Origin of the sequence: Pseudomonas sp. NFACC08-1, from assembly GCF_900106735.1 — a bacterium.
GTDB lineage: Bacteria > Pseudomonadota > Gammaproteobacteria > Pseudomonadales > Pseudomonadaceae > Aquipseudomonas > Aquipseudomonas fluorescens_Q.
In genome coordinates this window covers 70729-94802 of record NZ_FNNL01000006.1, presented here as the reverse complement: position 1 = coordinate 94802, position 24074 = coordinate 70729, and the positions used below count along the sequence as shown (strand labels likewise).

Genomic DNA, 24074 nt, shown 5'->3' with positions numbered 1-24074 from the left:
AACGCGGTTCCATGTGGGAACGAGCCTGCTCGCGAAAGGCGCGACGCAGTGCTGCGCCTGGCCTCAGTAAGTCCTGCCAGTATGGTTATTCAAGGAAATGACCTTGGTCTTGCCAATGCGGTGACGGTAGATCTCGCGCAGGTACTTGATGGCCTTTTTCACGCAGTCGCGGGACAGGCGGATATCGTTGATCGAGACGAACTTGTCCTTGTCACTGATCAGCTCGCGGTACTTCTTCTCGTACATCGGCTTGATCGCGTACCAGTTGGTGTCGAGGATCTTCGCCGGGTTTTCGAATTCGTTGAGCAGGTCGTCGATCCGTTCTTCGTCGAAATCTTCATTGATGATGAAGTCCAGGATCGAGTTGTCCAGGGTGTCGTCGAAGCGGTATGGCGTGCGGGCGAAGCAACGTTTGATGAAGGCCACGATCAGGGTCAGGAAATCATCCGACAGGCACGGGCTCTTGGCGATCAGGGTGGTCAACGACAGGTTGGCCGACGCGCCGATCACCAACGCGTAACGCTTGAGGGTGGTGTTGGGGAACAGGCTGTTGAGGTGGGTCTTGAGCCGGTTCAGGTCCATGTAGGACAGCTTGTAGTCCTTGGGCAGGGAGACGATGGACACCACCGACGAGCAATTCTTGAAGAAGTGCAGGTCATGCAGGGCCGCGGCGTCGTAGCCGGAATTCTTGTACTGCTCCAGCGAGGCGCGGTAGCGCTTGGATTCGATCGGCAGCAGGCTGATGCCTTCGATGGCCTGGGTGACTTTGTTGAAGTGCGGCAGGTCGATGGAGCGGAAGAACAGGTCGTCGATGTTCAGGCGCGGCGGTTCTTTCTCGAACACCTTGAACTTGTCGCCGCTGGGCGCCGGGGTTTCCGGGACGACGGATTCGGCGTAGGCAATCGCCACCGGGCCGGCCAGGCTCATGAACAGGTCGTTGGCGTCCAGGCGAATGGTTTCGCCGATGTCGATGCCGGCACGACGGAAATAGTTCTGGTCGTAGTCGGTGGTCACGGCCTGGGCCGTCAGGATGTTGAAGATCTGCTGGGAGATGTACTGGTTGGCGTGCTTCTCCATGGCATTGACGTCAATGTTCTGGATGTTGCCGTCATCGCTTTCTTCGGCGTAGCGCATGATGTCGTTGGAGATCAGCATCATCGCGTTCCAGGGGCGGATACGCCCCATCACGCTGGCTTCGCTGCTGTCTTCATTGGCGAAGTTGTACGAGAAATCCCATTCTTCCGACAGGTACTTGCACAGCAGGCGCCCGGCGTTGATGTGCAAAGCCTCGGACATTTCGCTACGGTGATCGGAGATGTTCGGCAGCACGCAGATGCCGCTGGTGAAGATCGGCTCGAAGACGAAGGAATGACCGCTCTTGCTGTCGTGTTCGTCCATCGGCTTGGTGTCGAACGTCTTGTTCATGTACGAGTACTGCTGGGCCAGGCCGAATTCCGAGGCCATGCCCGAGCCGGTACCGCCGCCGGCACTGAAGATCGAGAAGTACAGGCGCGACTGGTTGGCCTTGATGCCGCAGCTGTCGATCAGGTACGAGTGGATCATTTTCCAGTCGGGGCTGGAGAAGCGCTGGGTGTCCTTGTTCAGGATGATCTTGGCCAGGTATTGGCCCAGGATCGGCGCGTTACCGGCGCCACCGGCGTGGACTTCCGAGAGGTCCATGATTTTCATCTTGCTGTAGTCGCGCAAAAAGCCGCTTTTCTCACCCTTGCGCGAGAAACGGATGCGCCCGGCGATGTCCTTGTCCAGGTCGCCGAGCATCACCAGCGGTTCCACCAGGAACACCGGTTTGCTGGCCTTGCTGGTGCCCAGGCGCAGATTGTTGCGGATCCACTGCGCGGGGCTGTAGCCCTTGTCGCTGTAGGCCTTGTCTTCAGCATTGAATTCGTTGAGGTAGAACTTGCGGGCGTTGTACACCAGCTCCGCCACGTCGAGGGCGATGTTGGAGCCGCAGCGGCCCAGGCCGATCAGGCAGACCGAGGGGAACTCCTGCTGAGTGCGGTCGCTCTCGTCCTCTACCAGATGGGGCGGTCGTGGGAACACCGCGTCGCGCAGGCCGTCGAGGTTGTCGAGGATGCGGTCGGTGTTGGTTTCGGTGAAATACAGATACTGCTGAGTCGACAGGGGACGCGAGCTGCTCGATGGTTTCGAGGCTTCAGGGCCATTGGCGGCTGGGCTCAGGGTCAGATCGGATACCGCAGTGGCTGTTTTTTTGGAAGTCATTGTGCGCCATTTGCCTGAACTGGTTGGCTCGACGAGCGCTGTCATCGAACCATCGCGGATGGGAGCTCGCGTCCTGGATGGCGCGAAGGTCGGCCCCGAGCGTCCAGGGCTATAGCCTGGGGGGCAGCTCGAGAGATTCTTTCCTGATAGGTTGAATCGGCCACCGGCAGACGATCTTTAATCAAGAATGGGCGAAATGATGGCAATTGTTACAGGAAATTGACCGTTATCAAGAAACGCGCCGCTTGCCATGGGTGGGTATCAGCCTTGCGAATGATTGGAGACAGCCCGCGCGCCGCTGTCTAGATTGCAGATTCCGCTAATGCTCCATAACAATAAAAGAGACGGACCCATGCAGAACTCGACCCAAGCGGCGAATGCCTGGCGCATTCTGTTCCTGTTGTTTTTGGCCAACCTGTTCAACTTCTTCGACCGCACCATCCCGGCGATCATCATCGAGCCGATCCGCATGGAGTGGAGTCTCAGCGACTTCCAGATCGGCATCATCGGCACCGCTTTCACCATCGTCTACGCCATTGCCGGGTTGCCATTGGGACGCTTGGCCGATACCGGTTCGCGCAGCAAGTTGATGGGCTGGGGCCTGGCGACCTGGAGCGCGCTGACGGCGGTCAACGGCCTGGTGGGCAGTTTCTGGGCGTTCCTGGTGGTGCGCATGGGCGTCGGGATCGGCGAGGCGAGTTATGCCCCAGCGGCCAACTCACTGATTGGCGATCTGTTCCCGGCCCATCGCCGGGCGCGGGCCATGGGCATCTTCATGCTGGGCCTGCCGATTGGCTTGCTGCTGGCGTTCTTCACCATCGGGGCGATGGTCAAGGCGTTCGACAGTTGGCGCGCGCCGTTCTTTATCGCGGCTGTGCCAGGCTTGGTGCTGGCGCTATTCATGTTCTTCATCAAGGAACCCAAGCGCGGCGCGGCGGAAACCGTGCAGGTGTCCCAGGAAAAGATCGACCGGCCGATCCGTCGGGTGCTGGCGATTCCCACGTTCCTGTGGTTGGTGTTGGCTGGGTTGTGCTTCAACTTCGCCACCTATGCCTGCAACTCCTTCCTGGTGCCGATGCTGCAACGCTATTTCCTGATGCCGTTGCACGAGGCGGCGGTGGCCACCGGGATCATGGTGGGCGTGACGGGGTTGTTCGGGCTCACCCTGGGCGGCTGGGTCGCGGACAAGATCCACCAGCGCGTGCCCAACGGCCGCCTGCTGTTTGCAGCGTTCAGCCTGGCGATTTCGACGGTCACCACAGCATGGGCCCTGCATGCCGGGCGCATTGAAATCGGCGTGTTCGTGGCGGTGTTCAGCGTGGGTTGGCTGTTTGCCTATAACTTCTACACCTGCGTCTACACCGCGATCCAGGACGTGGTGGAGCCGCGCCTGCGCGCCACGGCGATGGCGTTGTACTTTGCGGGGCTGTATTTGCTTGGCGGCGGCCTGGGGCCGGTGGTGGTGGGCGGCTTGTCCGACTACTTCGCCCGCACGGCCATGGCCGCAGCCGGAGTCGAGCAGATGACAGAAGCGTTCAAGGCCATCGGCCTGCATGACGCGATGTACCTGATCCCGGTGGCGCTGTTCCTGACCATGGTGTTCCTGTTCCTGGCGTCACGTTGTTTTGTGCGCGATGCCAAGCGGATGAAGGAGGGGATGAGTGTGGTGGTGGTGCCGGGAAGTGTGGCGGCGACGGTTTGACTAAAGCCATACACCGTTCCCCTGTGGCGAGGGAGCTTGCTCCCGCTGGGGCGCGAAGCGGCCCTCTACTGTACCGGCGGACACTGAATTTTTGGGTCTGCTGCGCAGCCCAGCGGGAGCAAGCTCCCTCGCCACAGGGTTCTGTGTTGAACCACGGGGCTGGTTCGATCACAGGCCTGTGGGGCTGCGGCTCTATCTGCCTAGTGAACCTTATCCTCTCGCCCACGCAGCAGTTGATTGGGCATCACCACCGCCGCCGCCAGCCCCAGCAACGACACCGCCGCGCTGATCACCAGCAAATGGCGGAACGTCGCCTGCAATTCCTGGCGCAAGGCGTTCTGCGCCTCGCCCGGGGCGGCGTTCAGGCCGTCCAGCAAGACGCTGCCGGAATGCCCTTCACCGATCAACGACGAGCTGGCGAGCTGGGCGAAGCTGGAATTATGCAGCAAGGCCAGCAGCAACGCTGACATCAGTGCCACGCCCACCGCGCCGCCAAGGGCGCGGAACAGGTTGGTGGTGCTGGTGGCGACGCCGATGTCCTGTTGGTGTACGGCGTTCTGCGCACCCACCAGTGACGTGGGAAACTGCATGCCGGAGGCGATGCCGCTGAGCAGCATGAACAGGCTGCTCAGCCAGAGCGCGGCGGGCGGGGTGAAGGCCATGCCGAGGATAGCGAACGGGAAGAGCAGGGCGCCGCCCAGGATCATCGGCTTGTAGCGCCCCGTGACCGAGGTCCGGCGTCCGGCGAAATACGCGCCGACCGGCAGCCCTATCGCCAGCGGCAACAAGTGCAACGCCGCACTGTCGGCACCGGCGCCGGTCACGCTCTGGAAGCGCAACGGCACCAGCACCGTCAGGGAAATCGCCTGGAAGCTGGTGAAGAACACCGTGCACCAACACAGCACCGCATCGCGGTTGGCGAACAGGTGCATCGGCAACAACGGCTCCCGCGCCCGGCGCTCGTGCCAGGCGAACACCCCCAGCGCTGCGCCTGCGCAACCCAGCAACCCCAACACTTCACGGCTGTGCCAGGCATGACCCTGGCCGACCTGGGTAATCCCCAGCAGCAGCGCCGTCAGGCCGATGATCAGCAACACGGTGCCCAGGTAATCAATGATCGGCGTGCGTTGCGGCGCTGGCAGCCCGACCAGGCTGCGTCGGGCGACCCACCAGGCCACCAGGCCCAGCGGCAGGTTGATCCAGAACACCCAGCGCCACGACAGGTACTCGGTCATGTAGCCGCCGAGCACCGGCCCGGCCACGCTGGCCACCGCGTACATGCTGCTGAAATAACCCTGGTAGCGACCGCGTTCGCGGGGCGGGATGATGTCGCCGATGATCGCCTGGCTCACCGAAATCATCCCGCCGGCGCCGATGCCCTGGAAAATCCGCGCCAGCACCAATTGCTCCATGTCTTGTGCCAGGCCGCAGAACAGCGAGGCCAGGGTGAACAAGCCCATGCCGAACAGCATCAGCGGCCGGCGACCGTAGAGGTCACCGAGCTTGCCGTAGATCGGCACCGCCACGGTCATGGCGACCATGTAGCCGGAAATCACCCAGGCCAGCAGGCTGACGTCGGCAAACTGTGCGGAGATGGCCGGCATCGAGACGGCGACGATGGTCTGGTCCAGCGCCCCCAGGAAAATCGCCAGCATCAGGGCTACCAGCACGCTGCGGATGGCCGGTTTTGGGGCTTGGAGCGTATTGAACCGAGTCAAGGCAGAACCTGCGGGCATCGCGCCGGAGAGGCAAAATGGACGAAACCCGCAGTTTAAGTCGATAGGCGACTATTCGATAGCCTCGTAAGGAAGTCCGACGTAATTTTCCGCGATGGTCTTGCGACCGGCCTCGGAGTCGACGAAATATTCCAGCTCGGCTTCGCTGATACGCTGGTTGAAGGCATCCTCGTCGAAGCGGTGCAGCATCGAGGTCATCCACCAGGAGAACCGTTCGGCTTTCCAGACGCGCCGCAGGCAGATGGCCGAATACTTCTGCAGCAGATCCACACGGCCGTCGCGATAGACCTTGAGCAGGATGTTGAACAGCGTGCTGACATCGCTGGCCGCCAGGTTCAGCCCTTTGGCGCCAGTGGGCGGGACGATGTGGGCCGCATCGCCCACCAGGAACATCCGCCCATACTGCATCGGCTCGACCACGAAGCTGCGCAGCGGGGCGATGCTTTTCTCGATGGACGGGCCGGTCACCAGGGCTGCGGCCAGGTCTGCGGGCAGGCGGTTTTTCAGTTCGCCCCAGAAACGCTCGTCCGGCCAGTCGGTCACTTGTTCCTCGGCCGGCACTTGCAGGTAATAACGGGTGCGGGTCTTGGAGCGCATGCTGCACAAGGCAAAACCGCGCGCGTGGCGAGCGTAGACCAGTTCTTCGTGGACCGGCGGGGTATCGGCCAGCACGCCGAGCCAGCCAAACGGGTAGACGCGTTCGAAGACCTTGAGTTTTTCCGCAGGAATGGACTGTCGCGCTACACCGTGGAAACCGTCGCAACCGGCAATGTAATCGCAGTCCAGGCGCCAGGTTTCTCCTTCATGCTCGAAGGTCACGAAAGGGGTTTGGGTTTGCATGTCGTGGGGTTGGACGTTGCTGGCCAGGTACAGGGTCCGGGCGCCGGCGGCTTCGCGGGCGGCCATCAAGTCACGGGTCACTTCGGTCTGACCGTAGACCATGACGTTTTTACCACCGGTCAGGCCCTTGAGATCGATGTGCACCCGTCGATCGTTGAGCACCAGTTCAAAACCATCATGGGGCAGGCCTTCGGCGTCCATGCGCTGGCCAACGCCGGCCTGGCGCAGCAGTTCGACCATGCCTTGCTCCAGCACGCCGGCGCGGATGCGGCTCAGTACGTATTCCGGGGTCTGGCGTTCGAGGATGACAGTGTCGATCCCGGCGTTGTGCAGCAACTGGCCGAGTAGCAGGCCAGAGGGGCCGGCACCGATAATAGCGACTTGGGTCTTGAGGGTTTTCATTGTTGTTATGACTCGCACGAAGCACGCGACCAGGGTCGGTGTTGATTATTAGAAATCGAGTGCCTACATTTTTCGCTTGCGGACCTGTCAGTTGAAGGGGAAAACTGAGCCGATACCTGTTCTTTTTGCCAATTGGTGCGATTATCGCCCGCAACCCCAGGCCCGGATCCACGTTATGAAAAAACCTGACCTGCCTTCGATCCCGGTGTTCAAGCTCTATGGCGAGAGCCAGGAATGGCCGACGCCGGACTTGTTGCACTGCGAGACCATCTCCAAGCGCAGCCGCGAGCATCAATGGGAAATCAAGCCCCATCGCCATGCCGATCTGTGCCAGTTGTTGTTTGTCTTCAAGGGCCAGGCGGAACTGGAAATCGAGGGCCGGCGCACGCTGCTCACCGAGCCGGCCGTGCAGATCCTGCCGCCGCTGTCGGTCCATGGCTTTCGTTTTTCCGAGGATGTGGAAGGTTACGTGGTGACCCTGGCAGCGCCGCTGGTCACGCACCTGCAAGCGCAACTGGGGCATTCGGTCAACGTCCTGGCCCAGGCCGAAAGCTACCCCGCCTTCGAGAATGCCGAGTACCTCAACAGCCTGTTCAGCGCCTTGCAGAATGAGTACGTGGGGCATCAACCGGCGCGGGAAATGCTGATGCATGCGCTGGTCAGCGTGATCATGGTCTGGGTCAGCCGCCAGGTGATGCAGCGACACACCCAGGCCCAGCGCCCGCAACGGGCCCGGGAATACCTCAATGGCTTCATCCAGTTGGTGGAAGAAACCTATCGCGAGCACGTCAAGGTCGAAGACCTGGCCCACCGCTTGGGCATTTCCGTGTCGCACCTCAACGGCACCTGCCGGGAACTGGCGGGGCAACCGGCGCTGCAGATCATGCATGAGCGCCAGTTGCTGGAAGCCAAGCGCCTGCTGACCTACACCGGCATGACCATCTACGAGATTTCCGAAATGCTCGGGTTTTCCGATCCGACCAACTTCACCCGGCTGTTTCGCCGACGCGTCGGCATCTCGCCCAAGACGTTCCGGGACCGGCTCAAGACCGATCAACAGGACGACTGAGCACGCCTCAGCGCAGGGCGTTCAGGGTTGCGCTGTGGGGGATGCACCGTTCGAAGTTGCAACTGGCGTATTCACGGGGCAGCTGCCTGGCCTGCTCGACCCGATAGGCCGCAGTGCCGTACAGCGCGAGCGTGGCGGCGCAGGTGACAAAAATGGCGAGGCGTCTTCTTGTTTTAATGTTCATGGCGGTGACCTCTGAACGAATACCCGGGGGTACTACTTTCAGAATAGGTCAGCTGTGGCGAGTTGCCAGTCAGGCAGCGAGTATGTTTAACCCGATATTCAGAGCACTGATAACCCGGTGGGAACCCAGTTCCTTGGGGATCAATGCAGTGCTTTTTTGTGGCTAGGGAGCTTGCTCCCGCTCGGTTGCGCAGCGACCGCAATATTTTGGGGCCGCTGCGCGGGCCCAGCGGGAGCAAGCTCCCTCGCCACAGGTCCACTTCAGCAATGGAAGTGTTCTGAGCCTGTTATTCCAGGTGCTCTGGCTTCATCGGGTCGCCCGGCTTGACGTCCAGTTGCTTGCGCACGTCTTCGAACATTTCGTCGTAGTACTTGTGCATCGAGCCGATGCTCGCGGTCTTGGGCAAGCCATACTTCTGGGCGATGCGCGTGGCGTGGCGGGCGAAGTCGAAGGCCTGGTCCTTGGCCAGGAAGAATGTCTCGTCCAGTGACTTGTCTTCGACGGTGCCATGCACCCGGAACGACATGCCCGTGCCTTCCTTGCCGTCCTGGTCGACCTTGTAGTCGATGCACAGGTTGTAGCTGAAATCATCCTTGTTCAGCGCATGGCGCTCCATGTGCAGGTGTCCGGGTTCGAACATGGCCATAAGCAACTCTCCTTTGAAGGCATGGGGAGTAGGGCAGACCCTGGATCCGCCCCGCAAGTTTCCTGTTATCGATAAGCGATGCCAGGTGTCGCCGTGCTGATACGGGTGCCGGCCTTGCCCAGGACGATCGCGTCGATGTCCGAGAGTGAACCGATCACAGCGACCTTGCCAGTGTTGCGCGCGAATTCGCAGGCGGCCTGCACCTTCGGCCCCATGGAGCCGGCGGCGAAGCCGAGCTTTTCCATTTCGTCGGGGTGGGCCTGGGCGATGGCTTTCTGGGTCGGCTTGCCGAAGTCGATGAACGCGGCGTTGACGTCGGTGGCGATCACCAGCAGATCGCTTTCCAGCTGTTCGGCCAGCAGCGCCGAGCACAGGTCCTTGTCGATGACCGCTTCCACGCCTTGCAGCTTGCCGTCGGCGTCGTACATCGTCGGGATGCCGCCACCGCCGGCACAGATCACGATACTGCCCTTTTCCAGCAGCCATTTGATCGGGCGGATTTCAAAGATGCGCTTGGGCCTGGGGCTTGCGACCACGCGACGGAACTTGTCGCCGTCCGGGGCGATGGCCCAGCCTTTTTCGGCGGCCAGTTTCTGCGCCTCTTCCTGGCTGTAGACCGGGCCGATGGGTTTGGTGGGTTTTTGGAAGGCCGGGTCGTTGCCGTCCACTTCAACCTGGGTCAGGAGCGTGGCGAAGGGGACTTCGAAGTCCAGCAGATTGCCCAGTTCCTGTTCAATGATGTAGCCGATCATGCCTTCGGTTTCGGCGCCGAGCACGTCCAGCGGATACGGCGTCACCGAGGTGTAGGCCGCTGCCTGCAACGACAGCAGGCCGACCTGCGGGCCGTTGCCGTGGGCGATGACCAGTTGGTTGCCGGGGTGGATTTTCGCGATCTGTTCGGTCGCGGTGCGGATGTTGATGCGTTGATTGTCTGCGGTCATGGGTTCACCCCGACGCAGGAGGGCGTTACCGCCCAGGGCAACGACGATACGCATGGTGTTGTCCTTCTAAGAAATGGACGAACAACGCGGTCCCTTGTGGGAGCGAGCTTGCTCGCGATAGCGGTGTGTCAGTCGACATCAATGTTGCCTGTTCCTGCGCCATCGCGAGCAAGCTCGCTCCCACAAGGGAACTGCGTTGGTTTCAGATATCCGCCAACGCCGAGACCAGGATCGCCTTGATGGTGTGCATGCGGTTTTCCGCTTGCTCGAAGGCGATGTTGGCCGGCGATTCGAAGACCTCCTCGGTCACTTCCACGCCATTGGCCAGGTTCGGGTAACGGGCGGCGATGTCCTTGCCGACCTTGGTTTCGCTGTTATGGAACGCTGGCAGGCAGTGCATGAATTTCACCCGCGGGTTGCCCGAGGCTTTCATCATTTGCGCATTGACCTGGTAGGGCAGCAATTGCTCGATGCGCTCATCCCAGGCTTCCACCGGCTCGCCCATGGACACCCAGATGTCGGTGTGGATGAAGTCCACGCCCTTGACGGCTTCCTTCGGGTCTTCGGTGATGGTGAGGCGCGCGCCACTTTCGGCGGCAAAGGCCTGGCACTGGTCGATGAAGTCCTGATGCGGCCACAAGGCTTTCGGCGCGCCGATGCGCACGTCCATGCCCAGCTTGGCGCCGATCATCAGCAGCGAATTGCCCATGTTGTAACGGGCATCGCCCAGGTAGGCATAGCTGATGTCATGCAGCGGCTTGTCACTGTGTTCGCGCATGGTCAGGGTGTCGGCGATCATCTGGGTGGGGTGGAATTCGGCGGTCAGGCCGTTGAACACCGGCACGCCGGCGAACTTGGCCAGTTCCTCGACGATCTCCTGTTCGAAGCCCCGGTACTCGATGGCGTCGAACATCCGCCCCAGGACCCGGGCGGTGTCTTTCATGCTTTCCTTGTGACCGATCTGCGATGACACCGGGTCGATGTAGGTGACGTGGGCGCCCTGGTCATGGGCTGCCACTTCAAAGGCGCAGCGGGTGCGGGTCGAGGTCTTTTCGAAGATCAGCGCGATGTTCTTGCCCTTGAGGTGCGGTTGTTCGGTGCCGGTGTACTTGGCACGCTTGAGGTCGCGGGACAGGTCCAGCAGAAAGTGCAGCTCGCGGTTGGTGTGGTGCATCAAGCTCAGCAGGCTGCGGTTGCGCATGTTGAACGCCATGATGTGGATCTCCTCAGGTGTAGGTTATCCCCTGGGCGGGTATCGGATCGATACCGGCCCAGGCTCAAAGGTCAGTAATCGATCGGGTCGCGGATGATCGGGCAGGTCATGCAGTGACCACCGCCACGGCCCCGGCCCAGTTCGCTGGCGCTGATGGTGATGACTTCCACACCGGCCTTGCGCAGCAGGGTGTTGGTGTAGGTGTTTCGGTCGTAGCCGATCACTACGCCCGGCTCCACGGCCACTACGTTGTTACCGTCGTCCCATTGTTCGCGTTCGGCGGCGAAGCTGTTGCCGCCGGTTTCCACCACCCGCAGCGCCGGCAGCTTGAGGGCCGCGGCCACGGTATCGAGGAAGCTGCCGTCCTCGCGACGCACATCGATGCCGCCGGGCTTGCTCTCGTCAGGGCGCAGGGAGAAGGCGACGATCTGGCTCACCACTTCGGGGAAAATCGTGACCAGGTCGCGGTCGCAGAAGCTGAACACGGTGTCCAGGTGCATGGCCGCGCGGGATTTCGGCAAGCCGGCGACGATCACCCGTTCCACGGCCTTGTGCTTGAACAGGTTCAGCGCCAGTTGGCCGATGGCCTGGCGGGACGAACGTTCGCCCATGCCGATCAGCACCACGCCGTTGCCGATGGGCATCACGTCGCCGCCTTCAAGGGTGGCGTTGCCGTGCTCCTGGTCCGGGTCGCCGTACCAGACCTGGAAGTCGGCGTTCGTGAACTCGGGATGGAATTTGTAGATGGCGCTGGCCAGCAGGGTTTCCTGGCGCCGCGCCGGCCAATACATCGGGTTCAGGGTCACGCCGCCGTAGATCCAGCAGGTGGTGTCGCGGGTGAACTGGGTGTTGGGCAACGGCGGCAGGATGAAGCTGGAGTGCCCGAGGAAGTCGCGGAACATCTGAATGGTCTTGCCACCGAAGCTGTCCGGCAGGTCATCGGCCGAGACGCCGCCAATCAGGAATTCGGCGATATGGCGTGGCTCCAGGCTGCGCAGCCACGAACCGACTTCATTCACCAGGCCCAGGCCCACCGAGTTGGCGGTGATCTTGCGCTGCAGGATCCAGTCCAGGGCTTCGGGGATGGCGACGATGTCGGTCAGCAGGTTGTGCATTTCCAGCACGTCGATGTCGCGCTCGCGCATCTTGGTGACGAAATCGAAATGATCGCGCTTGGCCTGGTTGACCCAGATCACATCGTCGAACAGCAGCTCGTCGCAGTTGTTCGGGGTCAGCCGCTGGTGGGCCAGGCCTGGGGAACACACCATGACTTTACGTAATTTGCCGGCTTCGGAATGCACGCCGTATTTCACTTTTTCCGTGGTCATTACAAATCCTCCAGTTAGAACAATCAGCCAACTACAAGGTCAGGAAGCCGTCGTAGAGCCCGTAGGCCGCCACCAGGGCGCCTGCGATCACTGCGGCGAAAATCAGCTTCTCGACAGAGGTGAAAATCGGTTTGCCCAACTCGCGCTTGGCCTTGGCGAACAGGATCGCGCCGGGGGCATAGAGCAGGGCAGAGAGCAGCAGGTACTTGATCCCGCCGGCGTACAGCAGCCATACGGCGTAGATCAGGGCGACAGCGCCGATGATCAGGTCCTTGCGCCGCTCGGCCGCGAAGCCTTCGTAGGTCTCGCCGCGCACCGCCAGCAGCACGGCGTAGGCCGCCGACCACAGGTACGGCACCAGGATCATCGAAGTGGCGAGGTAGATCAGTGACAGGTAGGTGCTGGCCGAGAACAGGGTGATGACCAAAAACAGCTGGACCATTGCGTTGGTCAGCCACAGGGCGTTGGCCGGTACGTGGTTGGCGTTTTCCCGGCGCAGGAACTCGGGCATGGTGTGATCTTTGGCAGCGGCGAACATGATCTCGGCGCACAGCAATACCCAGGACAGCAGGGCGCCGAGCAGCGAGATGATCAGGCCGACGCTGATCAGCACCGCGCCCCAGTGCCCCACGACATGCTCCAGCACGGCGGCCATGGACGGGTTCTGCAACTTCGCCAGTTCAGGCTGGGTCATGATGCCCAGGGACAGCACGTTCACCAGTACCAGGAACAGCAGTACGGTGATGAAGCCGATGACGGTGGCCTTGCCCACGTCGGTACGTTTCTCTGCGCGGGCGGAAAAAATACTCGCGCCCTCGATGCCGATGAACACCCACACGGTGACCAGCATCATGTGCCGCACCTGGTTCATCACGCTGCCCAGGTCCGGATTCTTCAAGCCCCAGATGTCGGCGGTGAAGATATCGAGCTTGAAGGCGAACACCGCGATCAGCACGAACAACACCAGCGGCACGACCTTGGCCACGGTGGTGACGAGGTTGATGAACGCGGCTTCCTTGATGCCGCGCAGCACCAGCCAGTGCACTGCCCACAACAACACCGAGGCGCCGATTACCGCCGCAACGGTGTTGCCTTCACCAAAGATTGGGAAGAAGTAACCCAGGGTGCTGAACAGCAGCACGAAGTAGCCGACGTTGCCCAGCCAGGCGCTGATCCAGTAACCCCAGGCAGAGGAGAAACCCATGTAGTCGCCGAAGCCGGCCTTGGCGTAGGCATACACCCCGCCGTCCAGATCGGGTTTGCGGTTGGCCAGGGTCTGGAACACGAAGGCCAGGGTCAGCATGCCGACGGCGGTGATGGCCCAGCCGATCAGCACCGCACCGACGTCGGCGCTGGCGGCCATGTTTTGTGGCAGGGAAAAGATCCCGCCGCCGATCATGGAGCCGACAACCAGTGCAACCAACGCACCTAATCGAAGTTTTCCGGGCGTATCAGACATTTGCGAGACTCCAGTGCAGGAGAAGAGAGCCAACAGACTAAGTCGATTTGAAAGTTGAATAGCTGATCTGGATCAGTGCATGGCAACATTCCATTGTTAATGAAGGAGTTAACACCGTCCGTTGGCGTCTTGAAGTTACTCGAAAGGCCCGTTTCAGGGCCTTTGGCAAAGGCTTTGTGAAGGTTTTCTTGCCGCAGGATTATTCACGCTAGTTGATTTCCACTGAGTCGCAACTATTTTGTAGGCTGCGTTCGTGACAATAATGATGGGGTGTCATGGTCTTTTTAATTAGGGGCTTGGAGAATGGCCGGGTCATAAGTCTTTGGACTTTGTGTGGATGACGTTATTCAAAAACGTTATGTCGCTTTATTTACTTAATTTAATAGTGAGAGAAGATGCCGCAGCCGATTGAAAAGTTGCCACTGGGTGCACTGATCGCACTGGTGGTGGGGTCAATGATCGGCGGCGGGATTTTTTCCCTGCCGCAAAACATGGCGGCCCGGGCCGATGTCGGAGCGGTGCTGATCGGCTGGGCCATCACCGCCATCGGCATGCTGACCCTGGCCTTCGTGTTCCAGACCCTGGCCAATCGCAAGCCGGAATTGAATTCGGGCGTGTACGCCTATGCCAAGGCCGGCTTCGGTGACTATATGGGCTTCTCGTCTGCCTGGGGCTACTGGATCAGTGCCTGGCTGGGCAATGTCGGTTACTTCGTGCTGCTGTTCAGTACCTTGGGCTACTTCTTCCCGGTGTTCGGCCAAGGCAATACGCCGGTGGCCATCGGCTGTGCGTCGTTGTTGCTGTGGGCGGTGCATTTCCTGGTGCTGCGCGGGATCCAGGAGGCGGCCTTCATCAATCTAGTGACCACCGTGGCCAAGGTCGTGCCGCTGTTGATGTTCGTCGTCATGGCCGCCGTGGCCTTCAAGGCCGAGGTTTTCACCCGCGATATCTGGGGCGCGATGAATCCGGACCTGGGCAGTGTGATGGACCAGGTGCGCAACATGATGCTGGTGACGGTGTTCGTGTTTATCGGCATCGAAGGCGCCAGCGTCTATTCGGCACGGGCAGAAAGACGTGCGGACGTAGGGCGTGCGACGGTGATCGGGTTTCTCGGGGTATTGGCGCTGCTGGTGCTGGTGAATGTGTTGTCCCTGGGGGTCATGAGCCAGCGGGAACTGGCACAGTTGCAGAACCCATCCTTGGCCGGTGTGCTGGAGCACATTGTCGGGCCCTGGGGCGCGTTGCTGATCAGCCTGGGGCTGGCGGTTTCACTGCTGGGAGCCCTGCTGTCCTGGGCGCTGTTGTGCGCTGAAATCCTCTACGCCACCGCCCGGGACAAGACCATGCCGGCGTTCCTGACCAAGGAGAATGCCAACCGTGCGCCGGTCAACGCGCTGTGGCTGACCAATGGCATGATCCAGCTGTTTTTGCTGATCACTCTGTTTTCCGCAGGCACCTACACCAGCCTGATCTACCTCGCCTCGTCGATGATCCTGGTGCCGTACCTGTGGTCGGCGGCTTATGCGGTGCTGCTTTGCGCCCGGGGGGAAACCTACGAACAGGGCTCGGCACGGCGCATGAAAGACCTGTGCATCGGTAGCGTCGCGCTGTGCTACGCGGTGTGGCTGCTGTATGCCGGAGGCGTGAAATACCTGCTGCTGTCGGCGCTGTTGTATGCGCCCGGGGTGATCCTGTTTGCCCAGGCCAAGCGCGAGCAGGGGCAGCCCTTGTTCACCCATGTGGAAAAGGGAATATTTGCTTGCGTGATGTCAGGGGCGGGCATCGCGGCTTATGGGTTGTACAGTGGGTTTTTGGAGTTGTGAGGCTACCACGTTGTCGAGGCGGACTCTTGTGGCGAGGGAGCTTGCTCCCGCTGGGGCGCGCAGCGGCCCCGAGGCCCGACGACGCGGTGTTTCAAGCTGATTGTAGTGGCTTTTGGAGGGGGCTGCTGCGCAGCCCAGCGGGAGCAAGCTCCCTCGCCACAAAGGGCATTTTTTAACCGGTAGTGAGCGTCACCACCGTGCCCGATGCGCGCCCAGTTCCGCCGCTGGCAAGGTCCATTGCAGCGGCGTCCCAGTGATTTTCAAGGGCACGTGCAAGCGATGGGCCGGTCCCCATGGCGTCTGTTCGACCACCAGGCCCTGATCATCCTCAGCCTCGGCTCGCAATAGGGTCGAATCCCCTGCGCCACGTTCGATCAACAGCTTCGCCGTGCGTGCCAGTGACAGGCGTGCCGAGCCGCCCTGACCGCTTGCCAGGCGCCGGGACAACAGCACCAGGGCGCTGGCCGCCAGCAGATAGCCGGTGCCATGATCCAGCGCCTGCACCGGCAGCGGTGTCGGTTTGTCGGTGTGTTTCCAGCCCATGCCGGCTTCGGCAATGCCGCTGCTCATTTGCACCAGGCTGTCGAAGCCGCGCCGGTTCTGCCACGGGCCGCTCCAGCCGTAGGCATTGAGGCTGACGTCGATCAGGCCCGGGGCCATCTGCCGGCGCTGCTCGGCACCGTAGCCCAGGCGTTCCAGGGCGTCGGCACGGTAGCCGTGCAAAAGGATGTCGGTGTCCTTGAGCAGTGCCTCGAATGCCGCGCGATCATCGGCCCGATGCAGGTCGAGGCGGGCGCAGCGTTTGCCCAGGGTGACTTCCGGCACCACGCCGGGTTCGTTCCAGGTCGGCGGGTCGATGCGCAGCACGTCGGCCCCCAGGCCGGCGAGGAAGCGGCTGGCGACGGGGCCGGCCAGCACGCGGGTCAAATCCAGCACCTTGAGGCCCGCCAGTGGCTGGGTCACGGAGCCGAGCCAGGGTTTGCGCCGCTCTCCAGTCGTTTCACTCAGGTGCACCAGCGGCTCGGCGTTCACCGCCAGCCCTTGGGGATGGGCCTGCCACGCTTGCCATGAACGCATCTCGGCGGCACAACCGCCTGCGTCGACCACGGCCTGTTCCAGCTCGGCCTTGTTCCATCGGGCCACCCTGGCCGCCATGTCGGCGCGGTCGGTGCAGGTGCCGAGGACTTTTTCCGCCGCAAGGCGATGATGCGGTGCGTTGGTGTGCAGGCGAATCCAGCCGTCGGCGCTGGCGTAGTCGCCGGCCACCGGGTCCCACATCGGCGGCACGCTCCAGCCGATGGGGCGCAGGGAGGTGGAGAACCAGAACGACGCCAGGCGTCGGTCGACCTCGACAGGTGGCAGGCGAGTGGTTTGTTGCTGGATGAGTTCGGCGGTCGCCTGGCCGGCCACGGCGATGCTGGCGCTGGCCAGCTCCGTGGCGGCGAAGGCCGAGGGCAGCGCGCCATCGCCAGCGAAGGTGATCGGGGTCGTGGGCAAGCCGAGTGCGGTTTGCATGGACGTGAGCAGATCTGACATCGAAAGCCCTCCAGTACGAGAGGGCGATCATAGATCAAAAATCCGTTGGGGGCCGCTTTGCGGCCCAGCGGGAGCAAGCTCCCTCGCCACAAGAGCCCCGTGCCTGTTCCGGGCGCGACCAGATCCACAGATTGCCCAGGCCCATGCCGGCGAGCGCGAGGTAAAGCGGCCAGGCGTGGTCGAGCAGCACCAGCATCAAGCCTGCGCAGAGCAGCATGCTGGTAGTGGCACCGACCTTGGCCCGGCGCGGGATAACCTTGCCGTTGCGCCAGTTGTGCAGAATCGGCCCGAACAGACGATGGTTCTCCAGCCAGGCGCTCAGGCGCGGCGAACTGCGGGTCGCGGCCCAGGCGGCCAGCAGGATGAACTCGGTCGTCGGCAAGCCAGGCACGACGATGGCGACCAGGCCAATGCCCAGGCTAGCGTAGGCGAGCAGGGCGAAGAGCAGTTGGGTGAGTTTCGAGGGGCGGTTCATCAGCGTTTTTCAGTCATGCACAATCTCTGTGGGAGCGAGCAAGCTCGCTCCCACACTGGTTTCTGGGGGACTGAAGATAGGCATCCACCCTAAATCTCCTGCGGGAGCGGTTTGAGTCAGGCCAGGTCGGCTGCATAAGCTTGTTCCAGCAACACCGTAAACCGGTTGAACGCATCCAGCGCACCTTTGTCCGCCTCGGCTTCCTGCTGTTCGGTAAAGGCCAGGCTGTCGAGGGTGCGGGTGAAGGTTTTCCAGCCTTCGGCGCGCCCACCGGCAGGTTCTGCCAGGTGCCGGGCGCCGAAGGTCTCGCTCAACCCCAGGCCCACGGCACGCTTGATCAAGAACGCGGCGCCGAGCTTGGAGCCTTCGGAGACGAACAGCCAGCCCAGGGCTTCGGCCCGGGTCGGGTTTTTCACCGCACCGGCCACTGGCGCAGGGATTTCGGTGTCCAGGTCTGCCAGATCCGCCTTGGCCGCTTCCGCCCTGCATCGGGCCGGGAGGTCGGGAATCAGGGCGGACAGTTCGGCGTCGTTGTACAGCGCCACCAGTTCCGACTGGAACAGGTACTGGGCAACGACGAAACGGGCGAAGCTGGCCGGGGTTTCGAACGGGGCGTGGGCCTTGACCAGGGCGTCGAGCTTGCTGTGAGGCTCGTGGGTGATCTGGTTCAGGCGTTGGGAGCGTGAAGTGGGGCGCAGGGTATTCATGAAAAAGTCCTTTGAGTGAGCACATTGTGTGGCGAGGGAGCTTGCTCCCGCTTGAGTGCGAAGCACTCACAAAAATGGGCCTGCTGCGCAGCCCAGCGGGAGCAAGCTCCCTCGCCACAGGGGAAATCCTTGGGCCTGGGTCAGATATCCCAGATCAGGTTCACCGCGAAGTTACGCCCCGGCGCCGTCAGACGATCGAGGTTGGCGGGGCTCAATACCGCCGCTTCGCCGACGCTGTCGTAGCCGCGCACGTCGTCCCACAGCCAGTACTTCTTGTCGGTGAGGTTGTAGAGGCCGCCACTGACGGTGACGTCGTCGGTCACCTTGTAGAAACCGCTCAGGTCGAGGATGCCGAAGCCTGGTGTCTTGAACTGGCTGCTCACGCCATCAGGCGAGTTGAAGTTGCTGTCGTCGACCCGGTCCTTTTTCTTGACCAAGGTCCAACTGAGCAAAGTGCCGTAGCGGTCTTGGTCGTAGCCCAGGCCGAACACTCCGGTCAGCGGGTTGATGCTGTTGAGCGGCTCGCCCGTGTCGTTGTTGCGACCGTACGCGTAGGCCACCGAGCCTTGGGTGTACAAGCCCTTCGGTGCGCCAAACACCTCCAGCTCCAAGCGTCCCCTGGCCTCGGCACCCTTGATGGTGGCGTGCTTGATGTTGTTGCTCCGGAAGGTCAACTGATCGGCGCCAGGGGTGATGGCGTCTTCGTTGATGAAGTCGCGGTACTTGTTGTAGAACACCGCCACGTCGAACGAGCCGGAATCGAAACGGCCGCGCAGGCCGGTCTCGTAGCTCTTGCTTTTTTCCGGTTCCAGATCGGGGTTGGGTTCTACGCTATAGCCGGCGTCGGTGTTCTCGAAACGACCGTACAGGGCCTTGGCGGTCGGGGTGCGGAAACCTTCGGCGTACTGGCCGTACCAGGTGTACTCATCGCTCAGGGCGTAGGTCAGGCCGAACTTCGGTGAGACGCGATGCCAGGTCTTGTTCTTGCCGCTGACTGTACCGCCGCCGGTAGGGTCCACGGTGTTGAGGAATTCCTCGGTCAGGTGCGGCTTGAGCCGGGTGTAGTCGTAGCGCAGGCCTGGCATGAAGGTCCAGCGGTCCCAACTGATCTGGTCCTGGGCGAACAGGCTGTAGGTGTTGATGGTCGGGTCCGGGAAGTCGCTGGCTTTTGCCAACACGTCCCGGGTGCTGATGGCGCCTACCGCGGAGCAACCGACGCCAACCGCCAGGCACACACCATTGCCGCTGCGCGAGCCGGTGACTTTCTGTTGCTTGAGGGTGGTGCCGTAAGTCAGCGCGTGATCGGTGTCGGCGACGCTGAAGGCCTTTTCCAGTTGCGCGTCGAAGACCCACTGTTTCTCTTCATAGAGGGTCTCCCGGGTGCGCAGGACCTGGCGGGTGATGGGGAAGTAGAATTCGGCGGTGCTCTGGTCGGTCTTGGCGACCTGGTGATTCAGGCTCCACTTCATGTGATCGGCCAGCAGGCTGTCGAGGGCGAAGCTGTGTTCCAGGCCGAAACGCTCGCGGCTGATGGTGTCGTTGCCGGTGCGCCACTGGTACATGCCGCCGGGCAGTACAAAGTCGGGGATCGCCGGCTGGCCGTTGGCGTAGGGGCCGCCGTAGGCGCTTTTCAGGTCGCTGTCGCGGTCGTCCTTGTACTTCTCGTAGACCAGGCCAAGGCGTGCGTCATCGCTGTAGTTCCAGCCGAGCTTGGCCAGCACGTTGTTGGCGCGCACGTCTTGGGGGTTGGCCGCGGTGCGGTCCAGGCCGGTGCCGTTGTGGTTGCCGTAGGATTCGGTTTCATGACCGTCGCGCTGGCTGTAGTGCAACAGGCCGTCGAACTGCCCGCTACGGCCAGCGACGGTGGCGGACTTGAGCCAGCTCTCGTCGGCGGAGCTGTAGCCGGTCTTCAGGCGGGCGCCAACATCCTCGCCTGGCTTGATGATGTCGTCCGGATCCAGGGTGAAGTAGCTGACGGCACCGCCGATGGCATTGCTGCCGTACAACACCGAGGCCGGACCGCGCAGGATTTCCGCGCGCTTGATGATTTCCGGGTCGACGTAGTTGCGCTGGGTCTTGGCGTAGGGGCCATTGAAGAAGCCGCCGGGAATTTCCACGCCGTCGACCTGGGTCAGGATCCGGTTGCCGTCGATGCCGCGGATGTTGTAGCCGCTGATATCGCCGCGCTGGCCCGCGCCGCCCACCGATACGCCTGGTTCATAGCGCACCAGATCCTTGAGGGTATTGACGTTGTTGCGATCCAGTTCCTGGCGGTCGTGGACCGTGACCGTGCTCGGTACGCTGGTGATGTCCTGTTCCTGGCGGGTGGCGCTGATGGTTACTTGTTGCAACTCCAGCGCGCCGCCGGCACTGCTTTTTTCCAGGACGATGCTGTTGTCGCCCAGCTTGCGGTAGCTCAGGTGGGTCCCCACCAACAGGCGCTCCAGGGCTTTTTCAGGTGACAGCGAGCCGTTCACCCCTGGCGAGGCGACGCCTGCGGCCAGTTCCGCGGGCATCCCGATTTGCCAGCCGGTGACCGCAGTGAATGCATTCAGGGCCGAAACCAGGGGCTGCCGGGCGATGGCAAAGGTGTAGTCGCCCATGTTGCGTGCAGCGGGTTGCACGGCGGTGGCGGCCAGGGCGAGCGGCGCTGTGCCGGCCATCAGGAGGGCGGCGGTGAGCAGTGACAGCGTGCAAGAGGGGGCAAGAAACCGGCAAGTAAGGCGAGAGGACATCGATAGCGCTCCGTGTCGCATCTGTTATAGGTGCAGATCCACATCGTTGGATGCGAATCAATTGCATTGGCTATAACGAGACGAATCAGCGGAGCCTATCGAGTAAAAATAATTCTCATTTAGTTCAGGATCACCAGCGCCGGGAACTCCTGAAGCCGCGCCGAGGTGATATGGGCCAGCGAACGGACCACGTCCAGCGGCTGGTCTAGGCGGTAGTTGCCGGTCACAGCCACGTTGGCCAATTGTTCGTTACTGTTGATGATCCAGCCGGGGTAATAGCGTCGCAGCTCGGCCAGTACCTGGCTCAGGGGCCGGTTTTCGAACACCAGCCGACCCTGGACCCAGGCCAGGTCGGTGTTGGCATCGAGCCGGGCCGGGCGGTCGAAGCCGTTGGGGCCGATGCGGATGCTTTCGCCAGCCGACAGCCGCACATGGGTGTCGTTGCGGGTGGCCCGCAGGTCCACGTCGCCACGCTGCACCTGGACCTGGGCCACGCCGTCGAGGTAGCGCACGGCGAACGCGGTGTCGCTGACGCTGGCCATGACCGGGCCGGCATCGATTTCCAGCGGCAGGTTACGGTTGCCCGGGACTTCGAAAAACGCCTCGCCCTTGTACAGGCGCGCCACATGTCGCTGCTCGTTGAACGTGCTGGAGAAGGCCGAATCGGTGTTGAGCAAGACCTTGGAGCCGTCCTCCAACTGCAGGCGCTGGCGCTCACCGACCACGGTCAGGTGGTCGGCCTGCAGGCGCAGGGGCAGGTCGCTGAAGTTGAACAGACCGAGAAACAGCACGGCGGCAGTGGCCAGGGGTTTCCAGTGGGCGCGCAGGCGCGACAGCGCGGTAACCTTGGGCGCGGCTTCAAGCTGGCGGGCACTTTCCATCACCTGCGGGCCGTTCCAGATCGCCTGGGCTCGGGCGAACGCCTCGCCGTGGCGCGAATCGGCCGCCAGCCAGGCGTGGAACTGCCGCGTCTGTTCCTCGCTGGGGGTGTCCAGCAGGATCAGCCAGTCCAGCGCCTGCTCCATGGCATGGGCGGTTTCCGGCGTCGCAGTGGGCTCGGCAGAGCGGAGATTGTCCGTCACAGTGGGGTCTCGGTATTAGCGGCATGGGCTCAAGCTACAAGCTGTACGCAGCAAGTGGCAAGCGTGTACGCAGCTTATGGCCTGACGCGTGGGGGCGGGTCACTGCTCGCCGTGGCTACGTTCAGCCACACCCACACAGATCGCCATGATCAGTTTCAGTTCCTTTTGCACGGTGCTCAGGGAGACGCCCAGGCGTTCGGCGATCTGCTGGTAACTGTGGCCATGCAGGCGGCTGAGAATGAAGATCTGCTGTTGTCGCGAAGTCAGGGCCTGGAGGCTGACGTTCAGGCGCTCGAGCAGTTGCTGGGCATGGGCGGCGTCCTCGGCACTGCTCTGGGGGGCGACGACGTTGTGGACGACTTCCGGCGGTACGTCATCCAGCAAGGTCCGCGACTGGATGCGCCGGGCACGCAGATGGTCCAGCGCCAGGTTGCGGGCGGTCTGGAAAACAAAGGGTTCGAGGTGCTCGACCGTGCGTTCGGCCAATGCACGGGTGACACGCAGGTAGGTTTCCTGGAGCAGGTCTTCGGCGGTACTGGGGTTGCTGACCATGCGCTCGAGAGTGCGCAGCAGCGGTGTGCGTTGGGCGAGGAAAACGTGATGAAAGCGCGATTGACTCACGGTAGGGCCCGATCCGGTTCGAGTTGATGATAATGCTTATCATCTACGTTGCGGGTCAAGCCTTCATTTCATCACGCCAAGCCATGCGGGGAGCGCAACCTGTGGGAGCAAAGCTTGCTCGCGATAGCGTTCTCAAGCCTGCACAGGTGCTGCATGCGACGGTGTCATCGCGAGCAGGCTTTGCTCCCACAGGCCTGCTCCCAAGGTTTGCTCTTACAGGCCCGCTCCACATTGGCCAGCAATGAGTTACTCGGCGTTACACAACGCCAGGCAGTTATCCAGCATACGGTTGGAGAAGCCCCATTCGTTGTCATACCAGGCCAGCACCTTGAGCAGCTTGCCGCTGGCCTTGGTGTGGTTGGCGTCGAAGATCGACGACAGCGGGTTGTGGTTGAAATCGCTGGAGACCAGCGGCAGGGTGTTGTAGCCGAGGATCTTCGAATGCTGGCTGGCGTGGCGCAGCAGTTCGTTGACTTCTTCGGCCGACGCTTCGCGCTTGAGTTGCACGGTCAGGTCCACCAGGGACACGTTGATCACCGGTACGCGCACCGCCATGCCGGTCAGCTTGCCTGCCAGTTCCGGCAGCACCAGGCCCACCGCTTCGGCGGCGCCGGTCTTGCTCGGGATCATGTTCTGGGTGGCCGAGCGGGCGCGGTACGGATCGCTGTGGTAGACGTCGGTCAGGTTCTGGTCGTTGGTGTAGGCATGGATGGTGGTCATCAGGCCGCTTTCGATGCCCAGCTCGCGGTGCAGCACCTGGGCCACCGGGGCCAGGCAGTTGGTGGTGCACGAAGCGTTGGAGATGATCTGGTGGGACTGGCGCAGGATGTCGTGGTTCACGCCATACACCACGGTGGCGTCGGCGCCCTTGGCCGGGGCCGAGATGATCACCTTGCGGGCGCCGGCGCTGATATGCGCGGCTGCCTTGGCACGGTCGGTGAACAGGCCGGTGCATTCGAACACGACGTCGATTTTTTCAGCGGCCCAAGGCAGTTCGGCCGGGTTGCGGATGGCGCTGACCGAGATGCGGTCGCCATTGACCGTCAGGCTTTCGTGATCGTGCTGCACGTCGGCATCGAACGTGCCGTGGACCGTGTCGAACTTGAGCAGATGAGCGTTGATCGCACTGTCGCCCAGGTCATTGATGGCGACGATCTGCAGGTCGCGACGATAGCCTTGGGTATACAGTGCACGAAGAACGTTGCGGCCGATGCGGCCAAAACCATTGATTGCGATTCGAAGAGTCATTAACGGCGCCGCCATCGATTTGTTGTTGGAATTACAAGATTATTCGCATAAAAATAGAAAACAAGCCTTTTTAGTGGCAATATTTT

19 protein-coding genes are annotated in these 24074 nt (G+C 62.0%); 3 read left to right on the top strand and 16 right to left on the bottom strand.

Annotated elements, in window-relative coordinates; all coding sequences use genetic code 11:
- Positions 1-63 precede the first annotated feature (63 nt).
- Positions 64-2241: a hypothetical protein gene (locus BLU76_RS14165; protein ID WP_092144205.1), complete on the bottom strand. Its 2178-nt coding sequence runs from the start codon at positions 2239-2241 to the stop codon at positions 64-66.
- Positions 2242-2593: 352 nt separating this feature from the next.
- On the opposite strand from BLU76_RS14165, the gene BLU76_RS14160 reads away from it, so the two are divergent.
- Positions 2594-3943, top strand: a complete 1350-nt coding sequence (locus BLU76_RS14160; protein WP_092223175.1) for a spinster family MFS transporter — start codon at positions 2594-2596, stop codon at positions 3941-3943.
- 200 nt (positions 3944-4143) lie between these two features.
- Here the strand turns inward: BLU76_RS14160 and BLU76_RS14155 are convergent, their stop codons facing one another.
- Positions 4144-5679, bottom strand: coding sequence for an MDR family MFS transporter (locus BLU76_RS14155; protein ID WP_092223172.1), 1536 nt, complete (start codon positions 5677-5679; stop codon positions 4144-4146).
- A gap of 51 nt (positions 5680-5730) precedes the next feature.
- Positions 5731-6921 carry a 4-hydroxybenzoate 3-monooxygenase gene (pobA, locus tag BLU76_RS14150; protein WP_092223170.1) on the bottom strand — a complete coding sequence of 397 codons (1191 nt, stop codon included), beginning with the start codon at positions 6919-6921 and terminating at the stop codon, positions 5731-5733.
- A gap of 175 nt (positions 6922-7096) precedes the next feature.
- On the opposite strand from pobA, the gene BLU76_RS14145 reads away from it, so the two are divergent.
- Positions 7097-7990 carry a helix-turn-helix domain-containing protein gene (locus tag BLU76_RS14145; protein WP_092223168.1) on the top strand — a complete coding sequence of 298 codons (894 nt, stop codon included), beginning with the start codon at positions 7097-7099 and terminating at the stop codon, positions 7988-7990.
- A 7-nt stretch (positions 7991-7997) separates the two neighbouring features.
- Here the strand turns inward: BLU76_RS14145 and BLU76_RS31515 are convergent, their stop codons facing one another.
- The 6 genes from BLU76_RS31515 to arcD (BLU76_RS14120) all read right to left on the bottom strand — a co-directional run bounded on the left by BLU76_RS31515 (position 7998) and on the right by arcD (BLU76_RS14120) (position 13761).
- A complete protein-coding gene (locus BLU76_RS31515) occupies positions 7998-8174 on the bottom strand; it encodes a hypothetical protein (protein ID WP_162843733.1) in 177 nt (58 codons plus the stop codon).
- Between the two features lie 286 nt (positions 8175-8460).
- Entirely contained in the window at positions 8461-8820 is a 360-nt protein-coding gene (locus tag BLU76_RS14140) for a DUF5064 family protein (protein ID WP_072349103.1), read from the bottom strand.
- A gap of 65 nt (positions 8821-8885) precedes the next feature.
- The gene (gene arcC / locus BLU76_RS14135; protein WP_063322652.1) at positions 8886-9815 is read right to left on the bottom strand and encodes a carbamate kinase; all 930 of its coding nucleotides are present in this window, start codon (positions 9813-9815) and stop codon (positions 8886-8888) included.
- A 148-nt stretch (positions 9816-9963) separates the two neighbouring features.
- Positions 9964-10974 carry an ornithine carbamoyltransferase gene (locus BLU76_RS14130; protein ID WP_014336901.1) on the bottom strand — a complete coding sequence of 337 codons (1011 nt, stop codon included), beginning with the start codon at positions 10972-10974 and terminating at the stop codon, positions 9964-9966.
- Between the two features lie 71 nt (positions 10975-11045).
- Positions 11046-12302 (bottom strand): arginine deiminase, encoded by a 1257-nt coding sequence (gene arcA, locus BLU76_RS14125; RefSeq protein ID WP_092144217.1) that lies wholly within the window; start codon positions 12300-12302, stop codon positions 11046-11048.
- A gap of 31 nt (positions 12303-12333) precedes the next feature.
- A complete protein-coding gene (gene arcD / locus BLU76_RS14120) occupies positions 12334-13761 on the bottom strand; it encodes an arginine-ornithine antiporter (RefSeq protein WP_092144219.1) in 1428 nt (475 codons plus the stop codon).
- 395 nt (positions 13762-14156) lie between these two features.
- Here arcD (BLU76_RS14120) and arcD (BLU76_RS14115) point away from each other — a divergent pair, with 395 nt between their 5' ends.
- Entirely contained in the window at positions 14157-15584 is a 1428-nt protein-coding gene (gene arcD / locus BLU76_RS14115; RefSeq protein WP_092223166.1) for an arginine-ornithine antiporter, read from the top strand.
- A gap of 189 nt (positions 15585-15773) precedes the next feature.
- Here the strand turns inward: arcD (BLU76_RS14115) and BLU76_RS14110 are convergent, their stop codons facing one another.
- From BLU76_RS14110 to gap, 7 genes are all read right to left on the bottom strand, one after another.
- The gene (locus BLU76_RS14110; RefSeq protein ID WP_092223164.1) at positions 15774-17120 is read right to left on the bottom strand and encodes a CoA transferase; all 1347 of its coding nucleotides are present in this window, start codon (positions 17118-17120) and stop codon (positions 15774-15776) included.
- Positions 17121-17154: 34 nt separating this feature from the next.
- Positions 17155-17595, bottom strand: coding sequence for a YbaN family protein (locus BLU76_RS14105; RefSeq protein WP_092144225.1), 441 nt, complete (start codon positions 17593-17595; stop codon positions 17155-17157).
- Between the two features lie 116 nt (positions 17596-17711).
- Complete coding sequence (locus BLU76_RS14100) at positions 17712-18302, bottom strand: biliverdin-producing heme oxygenase (protein WP_092223162.1); 591 nt, start codon at positions 18300-18302, stop codon at positions 17712-17714.
- Positions 18303-18442: 140 nt separating this feature from the next.
- Positions 18443-21037: a TonB-dependent receptor gene (locus BLU76_RS14095; protein WP_092223160.1), complete on the bottom strand. Its 2595-nt coding sequence runs from the start codon at positions 21035-21037 to the stop codon at positions 18443-18445.
- 119 nt (positions 21038-21156) lie between these two features.
- Positions 21157-22119: a FecR family protein gene (locus tag BLU76_RS14090; protein ID WP_092223158.1), complete on the bottom strand. Its 963-nt coding sequence runs from the start codon at positions 22117-22119 to the stop codon at positions 21157-21159.
- A gap of 99 nt (positions 22120-22218) precedes the next feature.
- On the bottom strand, positions 22219-22740 hold the full coding sequence (locus tag BLU76_RS14085; RefSeq protein WP_092223156.1) for an RNA polymerase sigma factor: 522 nt from the start codon (positions 22738-22740) through the stop codon (positions 22219-22221).
- A gap of 246 nt (positions 22741-22986) precedes the next feature.
- Positions 22987-23988 carry a type I glyceraldehyde-3-phosphate dehydrogenase gene (gene gap / locus BLU76_RS14080; RefSeq protein WP_003184623.1) on the bottom strand — a complete coding sequence of 334 codons (1002 nt, stop codon included), beginning with the start codon at positions 23986-23988 and terminating at the stop codon, positions 22987-22989.
- Positions 23989-24074: the final 86 nt, after the last annotated feature.

What these genes read in the sequence shown, in the direction of transcription:
- BLU76_RS14140 (WP_072349103.1), bottom strand. Translation starts at nt 8,820, where the DNA reads ATGGCCATGTTCGAACCCGGACACCTGCACATGGAGCGCCATGCGCTG.
- BLU76_RS14095 (WP_092223160.1), bottom strand. Translation starts at nt 21,037, where the DNA reads ATGTCCTCTCGCCTTACTTGCCGGTTTCTTGCCCCCTCTTGCACGCTG.
- arcD (WP_092144219.1), bottom strand. Translation starts at nt 13,761, where the DNA reads ATGTCTGATACGCCCGGAAAACTTCGATTAGGTGCGTTGGTTGCACTG.
- BLU76_RS31515 (WP_162843733.1), bottom strand. Translation starts at nt 8,174, where the DNA reads ATGAACATTAAAACAAGAAGACGCCTCGCCATTTTTGTCACCTGCGCC.
- BLU76_RS14165 (WP_092144205.1), bottom strand. Translation starts at nt 2,241, where the DNA reads ATGACTTCCAAAAAAACAGCCACTGCGGTATCCGATCTGACCCTGAGC.
- gap (WP_003184623.1), bottom strand. Translation starts at nt 23,988, where the DNA reads ATGACTCTTCGAATCGCAATCAATGGTTTTGGCCGCATCGGCCGCAAC.
- BLU76_RS14110 (WP_092223164.1), bottom strand. Translation starts at nt 17,120, where the DNA reads ATGTCAGATCTGCTCACGTCCATGCAAACCGCACTCGGCTTGCCCACG.
- BLU76_RS14155 (WP_092223172.1), bottom strand. Translation starts at nt 5,679, where the DNA reads ATGCCCGCAGGTTCTGCCTTGACTCGGTTCAATACGCTCCAAGCCCCA.
- arcA (WP_092144217.1), bottom strand. Translation starts at nt 12,302, where the DNA reads ATGACCACGGAAAAAGTGAAATACGGCGTGCATTCCGAAGCCGGCAAA.
- BLU76_RS14160 (WP_092223175.1), top strand. Translation starts at nt 2,594, where the DNA reads ATGCAGAACTCGACCCAAGCGGCGAATGCCTGGCGCATTCTGTTCCTG.
- BLU76_RS14145 (WP_092223168.1), top strand. Translation starts at nt 7,097, where the DNA reads ATGAAAAAACCTGACCTGCCTTCGATCCCGGTGTTCAAGCTCTATGGC.
- BLU76_RS14130 (WP_014336901.1), bottom strand. Translation starts at nt 10,974, where the DNA reads ATGGCGTTCAACATGCGCAACCGCAGCCTGCTGAGCTTGATGCACCAC.
- BLU76_RS14100 (WP_092223162.1), bottom strand. Translation starts at nt 18,302, where the DNA reads ATGAATACCCTGCGCCCCACTTCACGCTCCCAACGCCTGAACCAGATC.
- arcD (WP_092223166.1), top strand. Translation starts at nt 14,157, where the DNA reads ATGCCGCAGCCGATTGAAAAGTTGCCACTGGGTGCACTGATCGCACTG.
- BLU76_RS14105 (WP_092144225.1), bottom strand. Translation starts at nt 17,595, where the DNA reads ATGAACCGCCCCTCGAAACTCACCCAACTGCTCTTCGCCCTGCTCGCC.
- pobA (WP_092223170.1), bottom strand. Translation starts at nt 6,921, where the DNA reads ATGAAAACCCTCAAGACCCAAGTCGCTATTATCGGTGCCGGCCCCTCT.
- arcC (WP_063322652.1), bottom strand. Translation starts at nt 9,815, where the DNA reads ATGCGTATCGTCGTTGCCCTGGGCGGTAACGCCCTCCTGCGTCGGGGT.